Raw genomic sequence first — 16744 nt, forward strand, 5'->3', positions numbered from 1 at the left:
ACACATTGCCACTGAAGGAATGAGATTCAAATGTGGGAGCGGGCTTGCTCGCGAAAGCGGTGTATCAGTCACGTGATGTATCAACTGAAAGACCGCATTCGCGAGCAAGCCCGCTCCCACACTTGAACCGGTTTCGGCAGGGGAAACGATGCAGCTTTAAGAGGACTGAACCATGCAAACCAAACTGCTGATCAACGGCCATCTGGTCGAAGGTGAAGGCCCGGCGCAGCCGGTGTTCAACCCGGCGCTGGGCCGGGTGCTGGTGGAGATCAAGGAAGCCAGCGAAGCCCAGGTCGACGCCGCCGTGCGCGCCGCCGACAGCGCCTTTGAAGGCTGGTCGCAAACTCCGCCGAAAGACCGCTCGCTGCTGCTGCTGAAACTCGCCGACGCCATCGAAGCCCACGGCGTAGAACTGGCCAAGCTGGAGTCGGACAACTGCGGCAAACCCTACAGCGCCGCGCTGAACGACGAGATCCCGGCAGTGGCCGATGTGTTCCGTTTCTTCGCCGGCGCCAGCCGCTGCATGAGCGGTTCGGCCGGCGGCGAATACCTGCCGGGCCACACCTCGATGATCCGCCGCGACCCGGTGGGCGTCATTGCCTCCATCGCGCCGTGGAACTACCCGCTGATGATGGTCGCCTGGAAAATCGCTCCGGCGCTGGCCGCCGGTAATACCGTGGTGCTCAAGCCGTCGGAACAAACCCCGCTGACCGCGTTGCGCCTGGTGGAACTGGCCGCTGAAATTTTCCCGGCCGGTGTGCTCAACCTGGTGTTTGGTCGTGGGCCAACCGTTGGCAGCCCGCTGGTGAATCATCCGAAAGTGCGCATGGTGTCGCTGACCGGTTCGATTGCCACCGGTGCCAATATCATTTCCAGCACCGCCGACAGCGTCAAACGCATGCACATGGAACTGGGCGGCAAGGCGCCGGTGATCATCTTCAACGACGCCGATATCGACGCGGCCGTGGAAGGCATCCGTACCTTCGGTTTCTACAACGCTGGCCAGGATTGCACCGCTGCGTGCCGGATTTATGCACAGGCCGATATCTACGATGCGTTTGTCGAGAAGCTCGGCGCGGCAGTGGCCAGCATCAAATACGGTTTGCAGGATGATCCGGAGACCGAACTGGGCCCGCTGATCACCGCGCAGCATCGCGACCGTGTGACCGGGTTTGTGGAGCGTGCCGTGGCGCAATCCCATATCCGCCTGGTGACCGGAGGCAAGGCGGTGGAAGGCAACGGGTTCTTCTTTGAGCCGACCGTGTTGGCCGACGCGCAGCAGGACGATGAGATCGTGCGCCGCGAAGTGTTCGGGCCGGTGGTGTCGGTGACCAAATTCAACGACGAGGCCCAGGTATTGGGCTGGGCCAATGACTCGGACTACGGCCTGGCGTCGTCGGTCTGGACCGCCGACGTCGGCCGCGCCCACCGCCTGGCTGCGCGCTTGCAGTACGGCTGCACCTGGGTGAACACCCACTTCATGCTGGTCAGCGAAATGCCTCATGGCGGTCAGAAACTGTCCGGCTATGGCAAGGACATGTCCATGTACGGCCTGGAGGACTACACCACCGTTCGCCATGTGATGTTCAAGCACTGACACCCTTTACCCCTGTGGAGCGGGCTCACTGTGGCGAGGGAGCTTGCTCCCGCTGGAGTGCGAAGCGCTCCCAGGATTTTTGGGGCCGCTACGCAGCCCAGCGGGAGCCCCAGGATTTTTGGGGCCGCTACGCAGCCCAGCGGGAGCAAGCTCCCTCGCCACAGTGAGCCCGCTCCCACAGGGGGTCTCCTAATAACAATAAATAATTCGTAGGTACCCATGGACATCACCCGCCGCGACTTCCTCAACGGCGTCGCCATCACGATTGCCGCCGGCATGACCCCGCTGCAAATCCTCCAGGCCGCTCCCGATGGCCGCTACTACCCACCTGGCCTCACCGGCTTGCGTGGCAGCCATGTGGGTTCGTTCGAAATCGCCCACCAGATGGGCTGGGAAAAGAAGGTGTTCGACACCGATAAATTGCCGATCACCGAAGACTACGACCTGGTGGTGGTCGGCGGTGGCTTGAGCGGTTTGTCGGCGGCGTGGTTCTACCGTGAGAAGCATCCAAAGGCGAAGATCCTGATCCTGGAGAACCACGACGACTTCGGCGGGCATGCCAAGCGCAATGAATTCCAGGCCGGTGGCCGGCTGATCATCGGTTACGGCGGTAGCGAAGCGTTCCAGTCGCCAAACCATCTCTACAGCAAGGAAGTAAACGGGCTGTTGAAGAAACTCGGGGTGAACATCAAGCGTTTCGAGACCGCCTTCGACCGCCAGTTCTACCCGGGCCTGGGGTTATCCCGCGGGGTGTTCTTCGACAAGGAAAACTTCGGCGAAGACAAACTGGTCACCGGCGACCCGACGCCGATGGTGGCCGACGATATCGCCCCGGACCAATTGCATGCGCGCTCCATCAGCGACTTCATCAATGATTTCCCATTGCCGGAGGCCGACCGTCAGGCGCTGATCGCCCTGCACGTCGCGCCCAAGGATTACCTGCCGGGCAAGTCCGCTGAAGAAAAGGCCGACTATCTGGCGGCCACCAGCTACCGCGATTTTCTGCTCAAGGACGTAGGCTTGTCGGAAGGCGCGGTGAAGTACTTCCAGAGTCGCACCAACGACTTCATGGCTCTGAGCATTGATGCCGTGGCTTCGGCCGATGCCTACAGCGTGGGTTTCCCGGGCTTTGGCGGCATGAACCTCGCGCCTATCAGCGAAGAAGCTGCCGCAGAAATGGAAGAGCCCTACATCTACCACTTCCCCGATGGCAACGCGTCCCTCGCTCGGTTGCTGGTGCGTAGCCTGATTCCGGCCGTGGCGCCCGGGCACACCATGGATGACATCGTGCTGGCGCCGTTTGACTACGCCAAGCTTGATCAGCCCAAGACGCCGGTACGGGTGCGCCTCAATAGCACGGCAGTCAGTGTGCGTAACGTCGGCGACGGCGTGCATATCGGCTACAGCCGTGGCGGCCAACTCGCACAGGTACGCGGCAAACGCTGCATCCTGGCGTGCTACAACATGATGATCCCGTACCTGCTGCGGGACCTGCCAGCGGAACAAGCCCAGGCCCTGAGCCAGAACGTGAAGTACCCGCTGGTCTACACCAAAGTGGTGGTGCGCAACTGGACGTCATTCCAGAAGCTGGGGGTGCATGAGATTTATGCGGCTACCCAGCCTTACAGCCGGATCAAGCTCGACTACCCGGTAAGCATGGGCGGCTACGAGCACCCACGCGACCCGACACAGCCGATTGGTTTGCACATGGTCTACGTGCCCACCAGCCCCAACAGCGGCATGAACGGCCGCGACCAGGCCCGCGCCGGCCGGGGCAAGTTGTATGGCCAGACATTTGAACAACTGGAAATGCAACTGCGGGATCAACTGCAACGCATGCTCGGCCCGGGCGGTTTCAACCACCAAACCGACATTCTGGCGATCACTGTCAACCGTTGGTCACACGGCTATGCGACCTTCTCCAACAGCTTGTTTGACGATGCCGATGAAAGCGAAAAACTGAAGGACCTGGCGCGTAAGCCGCTGGGGCATGTGAGCATCGCCAACTCGGATGCGGCGTGGAGTGCGTATGCCCATGCGGCGATTGATGAGGCGTATCGGGCGGTTGGAGAAGTGGGCTAATCCCGGCTTTCCTGAAGAAAGAGGTTGTTGTGGCGAGGGAGCTTGCTCCCGCTGGGCTGCGCAGCAGCCCCAAACCAGGCGATCGAGATATTCCTGAAAGATTTCGATCGCCTGAGCCGGGGTCGCTTCGCGACCCAACGGGAGCAAGCTCCCTCGCCACACGGCTCCCGCAGAAACGTCTTGTTTCACATGCACTGCCATCAACCCGCCATCAATCATTTTTCCTTCCGCACCGAACCGCTTAAGCTATTTGGCATCTGTTTAATGTCCGTTGCGTTTGGCCGAAGGCATGTCCGAACCGTTTTCCTTGATCCAGCACGTGCCAGGAACGGCGCGGGATTGTTCACGACAGGTTGTATTTATGCACCGTAGGAATTTGCTCAAAGCGTCCATGGCCATTGCGGCTTACACCGGTCTATCGGCCAGTGGCCTGCTGGCCGCCCAAGCCTGGGCGGGCAATCGCGCCGCTGATGGCGAGGCCCAGGCCTTCGATTTCGAGGCGCTGAAGATCCAGGCCAAGCAACTGGCCGGCAATCGCTATCAGGACACCAAGCAGGTATTGCCGCCGACCCTGGCGACCATGACCCCGCAAAATTTCAATGCCATCGGCTACGACGGCAAGCATTCGCTGTGGAAAGAATTGAACGGCCAACTGGACGTGCAGTTCTTCCACGTCGGCATGGGATTCAAGACGCCGGTGCGCATGTACAGCGTCGACCCGAAAACCCGCCAGGCCCGCGAGGTGCACTTCCGCCCTTCGCTGTTCAACTATGAAAAAACCACGGTAGACACCAAGCAACTGACCGGCGACCTGGGTTTCTCCGGCTTCAAGCTGTTCAAGGCCCCGGAACTGGACCGCCATGACGTGCTGTCGTTCCTCGGCGCCAGCTACTTCCGCGCGGTGGACTCCACCGGCCAGTACGGTCTTTCCGCACGCGGCCTGGCGATCGATACCTACGCGAAGAAGCGCGAGGAATTCCCGGACTTCACCAAGTTCTGGTTCGAAACCCCGGACAAGGACAGCACCCGCTTCGTGGTCTACGCCCTGCTGGATTCGCCGAGCGCCACCGGTGCCTACCGCTTCGATATCGACTGCCAGGCCAACCAGGTGGTGATGGGCATCGACGCCCACATCAATGCGCGCACCGCCATCGAACAACTGGGCATCGCGCCGATGACCAGCATGTTCAGCTGCGGCACGGTTGAGCGGCGGATGTGCGACACCATCCACCCGCAAATCCACGACTCGGATCGCCTGGCCATGTGGCGCGGCAACGGCGAGTGGATCTGCCGCCCGCTGAACAACCCGGCCACCCTGCAATTCAACGCATTTGCCGACAAAGACCCGAAAGGCTTCGGCCTGGTGCAGACCGACCATGAGTTCGCCAGCTATCAGGACACCGTGGACTGGTACAGCAAGCGCCCAAGCCTGTGGGTAGAACCTACAACCTCGTGGGGCGAAGGCTCTATCGACCTGCTGGAAATTCCTACAACCGGCGAAACCCTGGACAACATCGTGGCCTTCTGGACCCCGAAGAAACCCGTGGCAGCCGGTGAATCCCTGAACTACGGCTACAAGCTCTACTGGAGCGCCCTGCCGCCGGTCAGCACGCCACTGGCGCAGGTCAACGCCACCCGTTCGGGCATGGGCGGCTTCACCGAAGGTTGGGCACCGGGCGAGCATTACCCTGAAGTATGGGCACGGCGTTTCGCTGTGGATTTTAACGGCGGCGGGCTGGATCGGTTGCCGGAAGACACCGGGATCGAGCCGGTGGTGACGTGCTCCCATGGCGAGGTCAAAGACTTCAGCGTATTGGTGCTGGATGCCATCAAGGGTTATCGAATCCTGTTTGATTGGTACCCGACCAGCGACAGTGTCGAGCCGGTTGAACTGCGGCTGTTCATCCGCACTCAGGACCGCACCTTGAGCGAAACCTGGTTGTACCAGTACTTCCCGCCTGCGCCAGACAAGCGTAAGTACATCTGATACCGAACGTTCCCACGCTTGCGTGGGAACATCCCTTCGGCGCTTTCAGAACCGCGAAATACTCTTCATCGCCCCAATCAAGTACCGCATCGCCACCTGATCACTCTCGGTCAGGGCGCGGTACTGTTCCAGCAATTCAGCCTCGTCCGAACTCAAGCGTCGGCCACGCAGCGACATCCTGCGGGCCAGAAAAGACGACAAAAAACCTGCAACACTGTAAGACTTGGCCATGGACTGTCTCCTCGTATCAATCAACTGCTCCTGGTTGCCCATAACCTTGTCCCGCAACCCGCAATGCCTGCGGGGACCAACAGACTGACTTCCTGGGCCAGAAATCAGACTCACTGTAAGCGTAGAAACTATCTTGCCGGGCGTGGGACTTTTTTAGAGTAATCACTTAAAAAAGTGCTTATAGGGCAATGGCCTACAGCGTTATCCCACGTCACTCCCCGACGGCTCATAGCGAATAATGTTGAAGCCCTCTTCTCTGCGGGGCGCTTCGAAATAGCCGGTGATCAAATCGAACTGGGCATCACTGGTTTCGAACGCGTGGGTACCGGCTGCATTGCGTGCACGCAGGCGTGCCTTGCAGACCTCGTCCGGCACGTCCAGGTAATGCAATTGATGGTCGGCGCCCGCGCCTTCGAACAAAGACCGCATCCATCGACGGCTGGCCAGGGTGTTGGCGGGAAAATCCAGCACCACCGAAACGCCAGCCTTGAGCAGCGAGATGATATGGGCCGTCAACGCATCGCGCAGGTGGCCGGTGCAGCGCACGTAGTCGCCCAGGGCCTGGATCTGTCCGGGATAGAGGCGTGACAGCCACTCATCCTCGCTGATCAATACCGTCTGGGGAGCTTGGGACAACTGCTGGGTCAGGGTCGATTTGCCGGATGCGATTTTGCCGCAGATCAGGTGCAACATGGGTTCCTCCGGTGTTGAAGCTAATAAAAAACCCGCCGGTTCAAGGGCGGGCTTTCATGTTTACCATTATTGCTATGCAGATCAATCCCGCAAATCCGACTCATGAATCGGCTGGTCGCGATGTGTGGCCCGCTGGTATTGCGCTGGCCAGATCGCCTTGCGTCCGCCCAGGTCATCGTCGGCATGCAGTGGCCAGTACGGGTCACGCAACAGTTCGCGGGCGAGGAAGATGACGTCAGCCTGGCAGGTGCGCAGGATGTGTTCGGCCTGAGCGGGCTCGGTAATCATGCCCACGGTGCCGGTGGCAATTCCCGACTCTTTGCGCACACGCTCGGCGAAGCGGGTCTGGTAACCAGGGCCTGTGGGAATTTCCGCATTGGCCGCAGTACCACCGGAGGAGACGTCGATCAGGTCGACGCCCAGGTCTTTCAGGCGGCGCGCCAGTTCGACGGTTTCATCCGGGTTCCAGCCGTCCTCGACCCAATCGGTGGCCGACACTCGCACAAACAGCGGCAGCTCTTGCGGCCAGGCTTCACGCACCGCCGTGGTCACTTGCAGCACCAGGCGGATGCGGTTTTCGAACGAGCCGCCGTACTGGTCCTGACGCTGGTTGCTCAGGGGCGAAAGAAACTGATGCAGCAGGTAGCCATGGGCTGCGTGGATTTCCGCCACTTTGAAACCGGCGGTCAACGCACGCTTGGCGGCAGCGACAAAGTCAGCGATCACTTGTTGGATCTGCCCTTCATCCAGTTGCTTGGGTGAAGTGTGCTGCGGATCGAAGGCAATCGGCGATGGCCCCACCGGCACCCAACCGCCGTCTTCCGGCTTGACGCTGCCGTGCTTGCCGATCCATGGCCGGTGCGTGCTGGCCTTGCGCCCGGCGTGGGCCAGTTGAATGCCCGCCACCGCGCCCTGGGCGTTGATGAAGCGCGTGATGCGTTGCAGGGGTTCGATCTGTTCGTCGTTCCACAGGCCCAAGTCCTGGGCGGTGATGCGACCATCGGCGGTAACGGCGGTGGCTTCGGTAAAGATCAACCCGGCGCCACCAACGGCACGGCTGCCGAGGTGTACCAGGTGCCAGTCATTGGCCAGGCCATCGACGCTGGAATACTGGCACATCGGTGACACGGCGATGCGGTTGAGCAGGGTCAGTTGGCGCAGGGTATAGGGTTCAAGCAGCAGACTCATGGGGCACCTCTTTTATGCAGTGGGCAGGCTCCAGGGTTCTGTTTGAAAGGTCGACGAAAAACCCGTCCCCGGCGGGCTGAAATAAGACAAGGTCACAAGACCGATCACACAGTGCTTAGAGACTAGTCGACAACAGAGGATTGCACAGGGTTCAGCGTGGCTCGATATGGGCAATCATCAGTTGCACGGTTTCCTGGCCACGGAACTCGTTCACGTCGAGCTTGTAGGCCAGTTCCACCCAGCGAATGGTCGGGTTGGGCCAGATCTCGCGGTCGATGCCAAAGGCGATGCCATCGAGCTTCACCGAACCGCATTCGCTCTTGAGCACCACTTTCAGATGGCGTTCGCCGACGACGCGCTGCTCCACCAACTGGAACACCCCGTGAAACAACGGCTCGGGGAAATGCTGGCCCCACGGCCCGGCATTGCGCAGGGCGCGGGCCAGTTCCAGGTGAAACTCTTCAACCGCCAGGGTGCCGTCGGACAACAGCCGGCCGGTCAGGTCTTCTTCGCGCAGTTGCCGGCGCACTTCGGCGTCAAAGGCCTCGGCGAACAGTGGGAAGTTGGCCTCGGGCAAGGTAAGACCTGCCGCCATGGCGTGACCGCCGTACTTGGCGATCAGCGTCGGATGCTGGCTGGCCACCACGGCCAGCGCGTCACGGATATGAAAGCCTGGTACGGAACGCCCGGAACCCTTGAGCAGGCCATCACCGGCATCGGCAAAGGCGATGGTCGGGCGGAAGTAGCGCTCTTTCATCCGCGAGGCGAGGATGCCGATCACGCCCTGGTGCCATTCCGGGTCGAACAGGCACAAGCCATACGGCATCGACTCCACCGGCAAGTCCTTGAGCTGGGCCAGGGCCTCACGCTGCATGCCTTGCTCGATGGATTTGCGGTCCTGGTTCATGCCGTCCAGCTGCGCGGCCATTTCCCGGGCAGCGGCGAAATCCGAGGTGAGCAGGCATTCGATGCCCAGGCTCATGTCATCCAGGCGACCGGCGGCGTTCAGGCGCGGGCCAAGGATAAACCCGAGGTCGGTGGAGGTGATGCGCGCGTGGTCGCGCTTGGCCACTTCGAGGATCGCCTTGATCCCCGGGCGGGCGCGACCGGCACGAATGCGTTCCAGGCCTTGATAGACCAGGATGCGGTTGTTGGCGTCCAGCGGGACCACGTCGGCCACGCTGCCCAGGGCTACCAGGTCCAGCAGTTCGCCGATGTTCGGCTGCGGCTTGTTCTCGTACCAGCCAAGGCTACGCAAACGCGCGCGCAGGGCCATCAGCACATAGAAGATCACGCCCACTCCGGCCAACGCCTTGCTGGGGAATTCACAGCCCGGCTGGTTCGGATTGACGATCGCATCCGCCGCCGGCAGTTCGTCGCCCGGCAAGTGGTGGTCGGTGACCAACACCTTGAGCCCCGCCGCTTTCGCCGCCGCCACGCCTTCGACGCTGGAGATGCCGTTGTCCACGGTGATCAGCAGCTGTGGCTCGCGCTGCAAGGCCACGGCGACGATTTCCGGGGTCAGGCCGTAGCCGTACTCAAAACGGTTGGGTACCAGGTAGTCGACATGGGCGGCACCCAACAAGCGCAGGCCCAGGGTGCCCACGGTGCTGGCGGTGGCGCCATCAGCGTCGAAGTCACCCACGATCAGGATCCGCTGGCGCTGTTCCAGGGCCGTCACCAGCAGGTCCACGGCGGCATCGATGCCCTTGAGCTGCTGATAGGGAATCAGCCGCGCCAGGCTTTTATCCAGCTCGGCTTCCGATTGCACCCCGCGTGCGGCGTAGAGACGGGTCAACAGCGGTGGCAATTCACCGAGGAATGGCAGGACGGCAGGCAACGGGCGAGGATCGATACGCATGGGGTGACGGAAGCTTCTCTTTAATGTTGAAAATTAGCGGTGATCCCTTGTAGGAGCTGTCGAGCCCCAGCGAGGCTGCGACAGGATCACCTCGGTGTACCTGTCAGACCGCAGCGCCTGCATCGCAGCCTCGCTGAAGCTCGACAGCTCCCACATTCGACCTGTCGACGTTTCAGCCGCGCTCGCCAGCCAGCCATTCCAGCTGGACTTCGTGCTGGCCACGATCATCGGTCACGAAGATCGTGCCTTCGCTGATCATCACGTCCCACTTGATCACCCGGGGCATGTCTTTGGCCAGCACTTCCAGGATTTCCTGGGGTACGGCGGCAATGCTCACGTTTTTCAGGTTTTTCGCCACCGGCACCACTTTGCCTTCCCAGACGCGCAAGCTGCCATAGGCCAGCAAGGTGGTGCGTTCGGTACGGCGGGAACACCAGGTCAGGCGGTCCGCATCCGGCTGGCCGACTTCGATCCAGTGCAGGACGCGATCATCCAGGCTTTTTTCCCACAGCGCTGGTTCGTCTACATCTGACAGGCCACGACCAAAAGACAACTGTTCGTTGTAGAAAAGTGCGTAGGCCAGCAAACGCACGGTCATGCGCTCTTCGGTTTCCGAAGGGTGGCGGGCGATGGTCTGCTTGACGCTCTCGTACACCGAACGGTCAAGGTCGGTGAGGTTGAGTTCAAACTTGTAGGTCGTGGACGGCTGGGCCATGAACGGACTTCTAGAGACAGGGAAAGGCGGCAAGTCTAACCGATGGCGAGCTGATTCAACGAATCCTGCGCTGCATCATCCTTATCACTGCGCGACTCGCCTATGTTAAAAGGCTCACATCCCTGCCCTGCCCGAAAGGTTCCTCATGTCGTTTACCGCCAAACCACTTGCCGGCCTGAAAGTCATCGAACTTGGCACCTTGATCGCCGGCCCGTTTGCGTCCCGCATCTGTGCCGAGTTCGGCGCCGAGGTGATCAAGGTCGAATCCCCGGATGGCGGCGACCCGCTGCGCAAGTGGCGCAAGCTGTATGAAGGCACCTCGCTGTGGTGGTTTGTGCAGGCCCGCAACAAGAAATCCCTGACCCTGAACCTGAAACACCCGGACGGCCTGGCGATCCTCAAGCAGCTGTTGGCGGACGCCGACATTTTGATCGAGAACTTTCGCCCTGGCGTGCTGGAAAAGCTCGGCCTGAGCTGGGAAACCCTGCACGCCCTGAACCCGAAACTGGTGATGGTGCGCCTCTCGGGCTTCGGCCAGACCGGGCCGATGAAGGACCAGCCAGGGTTTGGCGCGGTGGGCGAGTCGATGGGCGGCCTGCGCTACATCACCGGTTTCGAGGACCGCCCGCCGGTGCGCACCGGGATTTCCATCGGCGACTCAATTGCGGCGTTGTGGGCGGTGATCGGGGCACTGATGGCCCTGCGTCATCGCGAAGTGAATGGCGGGCTCGGCCAGGTCGTGGATGTGGCGCTGTATGAAGCGATCTTCGCGATGATGGAAAGCATGATCCCGGAGTTCGACGTATTTGGCTTTATCCGCGAACGCACCGGCAACATCATGCCGGGCATCACCCCCTCCTCGATCCACACCACCCAGGATGGCAAGCATGTGCAGATCGGCGCCAATGGCGATGCGATCTTCAAGCGGTTCATGTTGGCCATTGGTCGGGACGACCTGGCCAACGATCCGGCCCTGGCCAGCAACGATGGCCGCGACAGTCGGCGCGATGAGTTGTATGGCGTGATTGATCGCTGGGTCAACTCACTGCCGCTGGAGCAAGTGGTGGAACAGCTGAACAAGGCCGAAGTGCCCGCCAGCCGTATCTACAGCGCTGAAGACATGTTGGGAGACCCACAGTTTCTCGCCCGCGAAATGTTCCTCAAGGCCCAGCTCCCAGGCGGCAAGGACTTCAAGATGCCCGGCATCGTGCCCAAACTGTCGGACACACCGGGTAGTTGTGAGTGGGTCGGACCACAGTTGGGTGAGCACAACGCCGTGGTGCTCAATGAATTGGGCTACGACGCGGCTGCCATTACGCGCCTGCGCGAGGATGGCGCGATCTGATGGCCCGGCGCTTCATCATTCGCCTGTGCCTGCTGGGTTCACTGCTCGGGGCGTGGCCGCTGTCGAGCCAGGCACAGGACACCTTGATCTGGCTGCTGCGTGACCTGCCGCCAGTGACGATTTTCGAAGGCCCGCAAAAAGGCCAGGGCGCCCTCGACCAACTGCTGCCGATACTTGCCGAGCACATGCCGGAATATCGACACCAAATCCTCCACGTAAACCGTGCACGCGCCATGCAGATGCTCCGCGACCCCGCCACTCTCACATGCGACCCGTCTCTGCTGTGGACGGCAGAACGCGCAAAAACCGTTGTTTTTTCCGTCCAGGCCTTTGCGACGTTGAGCAACGGGGTGACGATCCGCCAAAATCAGCGGGCAGCGCTGGCGCCGTTTGTGGTGGATGGAATGTTTGACCTGGAGGCGTTTTTGAATGCGCAGGAGGCGCGCCTCGGCATCATCGCTGAGCGCAGCTATGGCGCCATTATCGATGAAGCACTGAAGCACGCCAGTACGCATAAGTTGGCACCGCACTACGGCAATGACGCCCTCGGCAGCCTGCTACAGATGCAACGCAGAGGGCGCCTGGAGGCGGTGCTGGGTTACTGGACAGAAGTTCGCTATCAGGCGCTGCAACAGGGCATTGATCCCCAGGACCTGATCTTTTATCCCATCAAGGGCACCCCGCCCTCTCAACTGACCCATGTCGGCTGCACGGATACTGCAGCAGGGCGCGTAGCCATCGAGCGGATCAATCAGGTGCTGCGCGAAATCCCGCAGGAGCAACTGCGACAGTCCTACGCTTCATGGCTCGACCCGGTCATGCGTGAGCAATACCTGAAAGACAACCCGACGTTTTTCCAGGATGCCCCGAGGCCCTGACAAATCGCGGGCAAAAAGAAACCCCGAGCAGTGGGGAGACAGCTCGGGGTTAATAAGGGCCTAAAAAGACCAGTAACAACGAGCCACAAGCACCGGAGCACAATGCTTGGTCTCGCTGTTACAAAGTCTGACTCGCGTTACCGTAGGAAGGTTCCAAACAAAAATAAATCTTCATGCACAGGCGCTCGGCCGAGTCAGGGCCGCGTTGCGCAGAGCCGCCATGACCGAGGGCTCCAGGCGTCCTTCGGCAATCATCAAGTCGCGGTGCAAACAATCCACCACGTCGACCAATGCACGCTTGTCGGTCAATTGCGCCTGGTCGACTTCACGTTCGACCACGATGGCACCGGCCGGATTCTTTACGGTTACCAGGCATTCGCCCTGCACACCCGAGGTGGTCAGCGTGACCTGATAAGGGCTCAGTGCTTCACCGAGCAATAGGCTGATACTTTCCATCTCGATCACCACTCAATAGTTCGGGAACAATCGTGTAAACGGGAGCTGCATCTATCCTAAGTGACTATTTGTGTCGTAGGAAAGTTCGCTTTTTCGTCTTTCAAGGGTTGCCGGGGGATGACGTGTCCAGCATGCGCTTGCAACATGACAACCAAAAAACGGCAGCACATAACTGCTTACTTAATGGGTCGCCGTTTTGGCGCTGACGCTGAGGGTGAATCCTATACTCGGTGAGTGCTGATGATGCTGCCACACCGATAAACAGCGCATACCAAAAGGCCCCCGTTGCGAAGGATAAAGACCATGCTGGAACACGAAAAAGAGCAGGCTGTACTAGAGAAGATTCACGCCGACATATCAAGAATTTATGCAGAGCAACGCAAGCTCAACGCAGAATCCCACAAGATAACCCGAGAGAATTTCTGGTATCCCGTAGGTATCGCCATCGGCTTCTTCACGGCTGTCGGAACCGTAATGGCAGTCGCGCAAAAACTACTCGCATAAACGATCGCTCCGGCCGGGTCTGCCAGAAACGAAAAACGCCGCTCACCCAAGGACGGGAACGCGGCTTTTTTTTGCACCTCTGTAAAACCGCACCTTCAGAGCCTCTCCTGCGTCGCCGGCACCAGCTTGAACGGCAGGCTGACAGCCGCCCCCTGCACAAGCAACAGCACACCTGTCAGCCACACACACGCGCGGGTCGATACATACACCAGTTGGGTTTCCTTGATTATTCTTGTTGGTCGCCGCGCAAGTATGGCTCGCCAGAATGAAAAAGCCCGTCACGAAGACGGGCTTGAGCTACCACGTAAAGCCGTTGGCTCAGAGTGGCTTGCCGCGATTGCCATGCTGGCTGACAAACGCCTGCACCGCTTTCAGGTCATTGGCCAACACCGTGCAACGCTCTTCGCGTTCAAACAGGTCGGTGAGGTGCGGTGGCAATTCCAGCGCTTTGCCAACACCGGCCTTCTCCACCGCTTCCGGGAATTTGACCGGGTGCGCGGTGCCGAGAATCACCATCGGGATGTCCAGGCTGCGACGGCATTCGCGCGCGGCCTTGACGCCAATGGCGGTGTGCGGGTCCAGCAGCTCGCCGGTCTGGGCGTAGACTTCGGCAATGGTCTCGCAGGTTTGTGCATCGTCCACGGCCAGGGAGTCGAACAGCTTGCGGGTTTCAGTCCAGCGCTCTTGCTCGACGCTGAAACCGCCACCTTGCTTGAAGCTGTCCATCAGGCCAGCCAGGGCCGCGCCGTTGCGACCGTGCATGTCGAACAGCAGGCGTTCGAAGTTCGACGACACCATGATGTCCATCGACGGCGACAGCGTGGCGTGCAGGGTTTCCTTGACGTACTGGTTGCCGCTCATGAAGCGGTGCAGGATGTCATTGCGGTTGGTGGCGACGATCAACTGGTTGATCGGCAGGCCCATGTTGCGCGCCAGGTAACCGGCGAAGATGTCGCCGAAGTTGCCGGTTGGCACCGAGAACGACACCGAACGCGCCGGGCCGCCCAACTGCAGGGACGCATGGAAGTAGTAGACGATCTGGGCCATGATCCGCGCCCAGTTGATCGAGTTCACCGCCACCAGGCGCGTGCCCTTGAGGAAGCTCTGGTCGGCAAAGCTGGCCTTGACCATTTCCTGGCAGTCATCGAAGTTGCCTTCGATGGCGATGTTGTAGATGTTCTCGCCGAAGATCGTAGTCATCTGCCGACGCTGCACTTCCGACACGCGGTTGTGCGGGTGCAGGATGAAGATGTCGACGTTTTCGCAGTGCTTGCAGCCTTCGATCGCCGCCGAGCCGGTATCACCGGAAGTGGCGCCGATGATCACCACGCGCTCACCGCGTTTTTCCAGCACGTAGTCCAGCAGGCGACCCAGCAGTTGCAGGGCGAAATCCTTGAACGCCAGGGTCGGGCCGTGGAACAGTTCCAGGACCCACTCGTTACCGTTCAATTGGCGCAACGGGGCGATGGCGCTGTGGGAAAACACGCCGTAGGTTTCTTCCAGGATCTTCTTGAAATCCGCATCCGGGATGCTGCCGGTGACGAACGGGCGCATGACCCGGAACGCCAGCTCATGGTACGGCAGGCCGGCCCACGAAGCGATTTCTTCCTGGGTAAAGCGTGGCAGGTTTTCCGGCACGTACAGGCCGCCGTCAGTGGCCAGACCGGCCAGCAAAACGTCTTCGAAATTCAGGGCCGGTGCCTGGCCGCGGGTGCTGATATAACGCATGACTGGCTCCTCTAGAGCATGCTTGAACAAGGGCCGCCGAACGCGTGGGGCCCTTGCCGCAAAACGATTAGTTCAGGTGTTCGACGCGAATCCGCACCACCGGCCCAACCACACCCTGCAACGCTTCAAGCGCGGCGATGGCATCGTTGATGTGCTGTTCCAGCACGCGGTGGGTCAGCAGGATCATGGGCACCAGGCCGTCTTGTTCTTCGACTTCCTTCTGCATGATCGATTCAATGTTGATGCCGCGCTCCGACAGGATGCTGGCCACCTGAGCGAGGACGCCCGGGTGATCCTTGGCCTGGATGCGCAGGTAGTAGGCACTTTCGCAGGCCTCGATCGGCAGGATCGGGTGGGCCGACAGCGAGTCCGGCTGGAAGGCCAGGTGCGGTACGCGGTTTTCCGGGTCGCTGGTCATGGCACGCACCACGTCCACCAGGTCGGCGATTACCGACGAAGCCGTCGGTTCCATGCCGGCACCGGCGCCGTAGAACAGGGTGGAACCGGCGGCGTCACCGTTGACCATCACGGCGTTCATCACGCCATTGACGTTGGCGATCAGGCGGTCGGCCGGGATCAGCGTCGGGTGCACACGCAGCTCGATACCGGCCGGGGTGCTGCGCGCCACACCGAGGTGCTTGATGCGGTAGCCCAGGGCTTCGGCGTAGTTCACGTCGGCGGTGGTCAGCTTGGTGATGCCTTCGGTGTAGGCCTTGTCGAACTGCAGCGGGATACCAAAGGCGATGGACGCCAGGATCGTCAGCTTGTGGGCAGCGTCGATGCCTTCGACGTCGAAGGTCGGATCGGCTTCGGCGTAACCCAGGGCCTGGGCTTCGGCGAGCACGTCTTCGAAGGTACGGCCCTTCTCGCGCATTTCGGTGAGGATGAAGTTACCGGTGCCGTTGATGATGCCGGCCACCCAGTTGATGCGGTTGGCGGACAGGCCTTCACGGATCGCCTTGATCACCGGGATACCACCGGCCACGGCAGCTTCGAACGCCACGATCACGCCCTTCTCGCGGGCCTTGGCGAAGATTTCGTTACCGTGCACGGCGATCAGCGCCTTGTTGGCGGTGACTACGTGCTTGCCGTTTTCGATGGCCTTGAGCACCAGTTCGCGGGCCACGGTGTAGCCGCCCACCAGTTCGATGACGATATCGATTTCAGGGTTGGTGGCGACTTCGAAGACATCGTTGGTAATCGCAATACCGGTCGTTTGGAACTGAGGCTTTGGCGTACGCGTGGCAATTTGTGCCACTTCAATCCCACGCCCTGCACGGCGGGAAATTTCTTCAGCGTTACGCTGAAGTACGTTGAAGGTGCCGCCACCGACGGTCCCTAACCCACAGATGCCTACTTTGACCGGTTTCACTGAAGAACTCCCCATGAAACGGCCGACTCAAGGTCGGCCGTGAAAACAGCCGCACAACTGCGGCTCTCTATTAATGACCCGCCGAACGGTCGGCGAGTCATGATCGT

The 16744-nt window shown here is 60.6% G+C and carries 14 protein-coding genes; 6 read left to right on the forward strand and 8 right to left on the reverse strand.

Annotated elements, in window-relative coordinates:
* The first annotated feature begins 172 nt into the window (after window positions 1-172).
* From AU074_RS28235 to AU074_RS28245, 3 genes are all read left to right on the forward strand, one after another.
* Complete coding sequence (locus AU074_RS28235; RefSeq protein ID WP_076017499.1) at window positions 173-1597, forward strand: gamma-aminobutyraldehyde dehydrogenase; 1425 nt, start codon at window positions 173-175, stop codon at window positions 1595-1597.
* Window positions 1598-1816: 219 nt separating this feature from the next.
* Window positions 1817-3679 carry an FAD/NAD(P)-binding protein gene (locus tag AU074_RS28240; protein WP_076017500.1) on the forward strand — a complete coding sequence of 621 codons (1863 nt, stop codon included), beginning with the start codon at window positions 1817-1819 and terminating at the stop codon, window positions 3677-3679.
* 361 nt (window positions 3680-4040) lie between these two features.
* Window positions 4041-5666 (forward strand): glucan biosynthesis protein D, encoded by a 1626-nt coding sequence (locus tag AU074_RS28245; RefSeq protein WP_076017501.1) that lies wholly within the window; start codon window positions 4041-4043, stop codon window positions 5664-5666.
* 45 nt (window positions 5667-5711) lie between these two features.
* Here the strand turns inward: AU074_RS28245 and AU074_RS28250 are convergent, their stop codons facing one another.
* The 5 genes from AU074_RS28250 to AU074_RS28270 all read right to left on the reverse strand — a co-directional run bounded on the left by AU074_RS28250 (window position 5712) and on the right by AU074_RS28270 (window position 10354).
* Window positions 5712-5897 (reverse strand): hypothetical protein, encoded by a 186-nt coding sequence (locus AU074_RS28250; protein WP_076017733.1) that lies wholly within the window; start codon window positions 5895-5897, stop codon window positions 5712-5714.
* Window positions 5898-6098: 201 nt separating this feature from the next.
* Entirely contained in the window at window positions 6099-6590 is a 492-nt protein-coding gene (locus AU074_RS28255) for an ATP-binding protein (protein ID WP_076017502.1), read from the reverse strand.
* A gap of 81 nt (window positions 6591-6671) precedes the next feature.
* Complete coding sequence (locus AU074_RS28260; RefSeq protein WP_076017503.1) at window positions 6672-7778, reverse strand: NADH:flavin oxidoreductase/NADH oxidase; 1107 nt, start codon at window positions 7776-7778, stop codon at window positions 6672-6674.
* Window positions 7779-7929: 151 nt separating this feature from the next.
* Complete coding sequence (gene recJ / locus AU074_RS28265) at window positions 7930-9639, reverse strand: single-stranded-DNA-specific exonuclease RecJ (protein WP_076017504.1); 1710 nt, start codon at window positions 9637-9639, stop codon at window positions 7930-7932.
* Window positions 9640-9811: 172 nt separating this feature from the next.
* Entirely contained in the window at window positions 9812-10354 is a 543-nt protein-coding gene (locus AU074_RS28270; protein ID WP_003209567.1) for a YaeQ family protein, read from the reverse strand.
* A gap of 145 nt (window positions 10355-10499) precedes the next feature.
* On the opposite strand from AU074_RS28270, the gene AU074_RS28275 reads away from it, so the two are divergent.
* Window positions 10500-11699: a CaiB/BaiF CoA-transferase family protein gene (locus tag AU074_RS28275; protein WP_076017505.1), complete on the forward strand. Its 1200-nt coding sequence runs from the start codon at window positions 10500-10502 to the stop codon at window positions 11697-11699.
* Window positions 11699-12577, forward strand: a complete 879-nt coding sequence (locus AU074_RS28280) for a TIGR02285 family protein (protein WP_076017506.1) — start codon at window positions 11699-11701, stop codon at window positions 12575-12577. Before AU074_RS28275 ends, AU074_RS28280 begins: the two co-directional genes overlap by 1 nt.
* A 171-nt stretch (window positions 12578-12748) precedes the next feature.
* Here AU074_RS28280 and AU074_RS28285 read toward each other — a convergent pair whose 3' ends face one another.
* Window positions 12749-13033 (reverse strand): DUF3509 domain-containing protein, encoded by a 285-nt coding sequence (locus tag AU074_RS28285; protein ID WP_076017507.1) that lies wholly within the window; start codon window positions 13031-13033, stop codon window positions 12749-12751.
* Between the two features lie 303 nt (window positions 13034-13336).
* Here AU074_RS28285 and AU074_RS28290 point away from each other — a divergent pair, with 303 nt between their 5' ends.
* The gene (locus tag AU074_RS28290) at window positions 13337-13537 is read left to right on the forward strand and encodes a hypothetical protein (RefSeq protein ID WP_076017508.1); all 201 of its coding nucleotides are present in this window, start codon (window positions 13337-13339) and stop codon (window positions 13535-13537) included.
* 318 nt (window positions 13538-13855) lie between these two features.
* Here AU074_RS28290 and thrC read toward each other — a convergent pair whose 3' ends face one another.
* Both thrC and AU074_RS28300 read right to left on the reverse strand, forming a co-directional pair.
* On the reverse strand, window positions 13856-15265 hold the full coding sequence (gene thrC, locus AU074_RS28295; protein ID WP_076017509.1) for a threonine synthase: 1410 nt from the start codon (window positions 15263-15265) through the stop codon (window positions 13856-13858).
* A gap of 67 nt (window positions 15266-15332) precedes the next feature.
* Window positions 15333-16637, reverse strand: coding sequence for a homoserine dehydrogenase (locus AU074_RS28300; RefSeq protein WP_003209580.1), 1305 nt, complete (start codon window positions 16635-16637; stop codon window positions 15333-15335).
* Window positions 16638-16744: the final 107 nt, after the last annotated feature.

This window comes from Pseudomonas sp. ATCC PTA-122608 (assembly GCF_001952855.1).
Taxonomy (GTDB): Bacteria; Pseudomonadota; Gammaproteobacteria; order Pseudomonadales; family Pseudomonadaceae; genus Aquipseudomonas.

Excerpts from the sequence above, each read along its gene's own strand:
- AU074_RS28255 (WP_076017502.1), bottom strand. The coding sequence starts at position 6,590 with ATGTTGCACCTGATCTGCGGCAAAATCGCATCCGGCAAATCGACCCTG.
- AU074_RS28250 (WP_076017733.1), bottom strand. The coding sequence starts at position 5,897 with ATGGCCAAGTCTTACAGTGTTGCAGGTTTTTTGTCGTCTTTTCTGGCC.
- AU074_RS28240 (WP_076017500.1), top strand. The coding sequence starts at position 1,817 with ATGGACATCACCCGCCGCGACTTCCTCAACGGCGTCGCCATCACGATT.
- AU074_RS28245 (WP_076017501.1), top strand. The coding sequence starts at position 4,041 with ATGCACCGTAGGAATTTGCTCAAAGCGTCCATGGCCATTGCGGCTTAC.
- thrC (WP_076017509.1), bottom strand. The coding sequence starts at position 15,265 with ATGCGTTATATCAGCACCCGCGGCCAGGCACCGGCCCTGAATTTCGAA.
- AU074_RS28290 (WP_076017508.1), top strand. The coding sequence starts at position 13,337 with ATGCTGGAACACGAAAAAGAGCAGGCTGTACTAGAGAAGATTCACGCC.
- AU074_RS28235 (WP_076017499.1), top strand. The coding sequence starts at position 173 with ATGCAAACCAAACTGCTGATCAACGGCCATCTGGTCGAAGGTGAAGGC.
- AU074_RS28285 (WP_076017507.1), bottom strand. The coding sequence starts at position 13,033 with ATGGAAAGTATCAGCCTATTGCTCGGTGAAGCACTGAGCCCTTATCAG.
- AU074_RS28275 (WP_076017505.1), top strand. The coding sequence starts at position 10,500 with ATGTCGTTTACCGCCAAACCACTTGCCGGCCTGAAAGTCATCGAACTT.
- recJ (WP_076017504.1), bottom strand. The coding sequence starts at position 9,639 with ATGCGTATCGATCCTCGCCCGTTGCCTGCCGTCCTGCCATTCCTCGGT.
- AU074_RS28270 (WP_003209567.1), bottom strand. The coding sequence starts at position 10,354 with ATGGCCCAGCCGTCCACGACCTACAAGTTTGAACTCAACCTCACCGAC.
- AU074_RS28260 (WP_076017503.1), bottom strand. The coding sequence starts at position 7,778 with ATGAGTCTGCTGCTTGAACCCTATACCCTGCGCCAACTGACCCTGCTC.
- AU074_RS28280 (WP_076017506.1), top strand. The coding sequence starts at position 11,699 with ATGGCCCGGCGCTTCATCATTCGCCTGTGCCTGCTGGGTTCACTGCTC.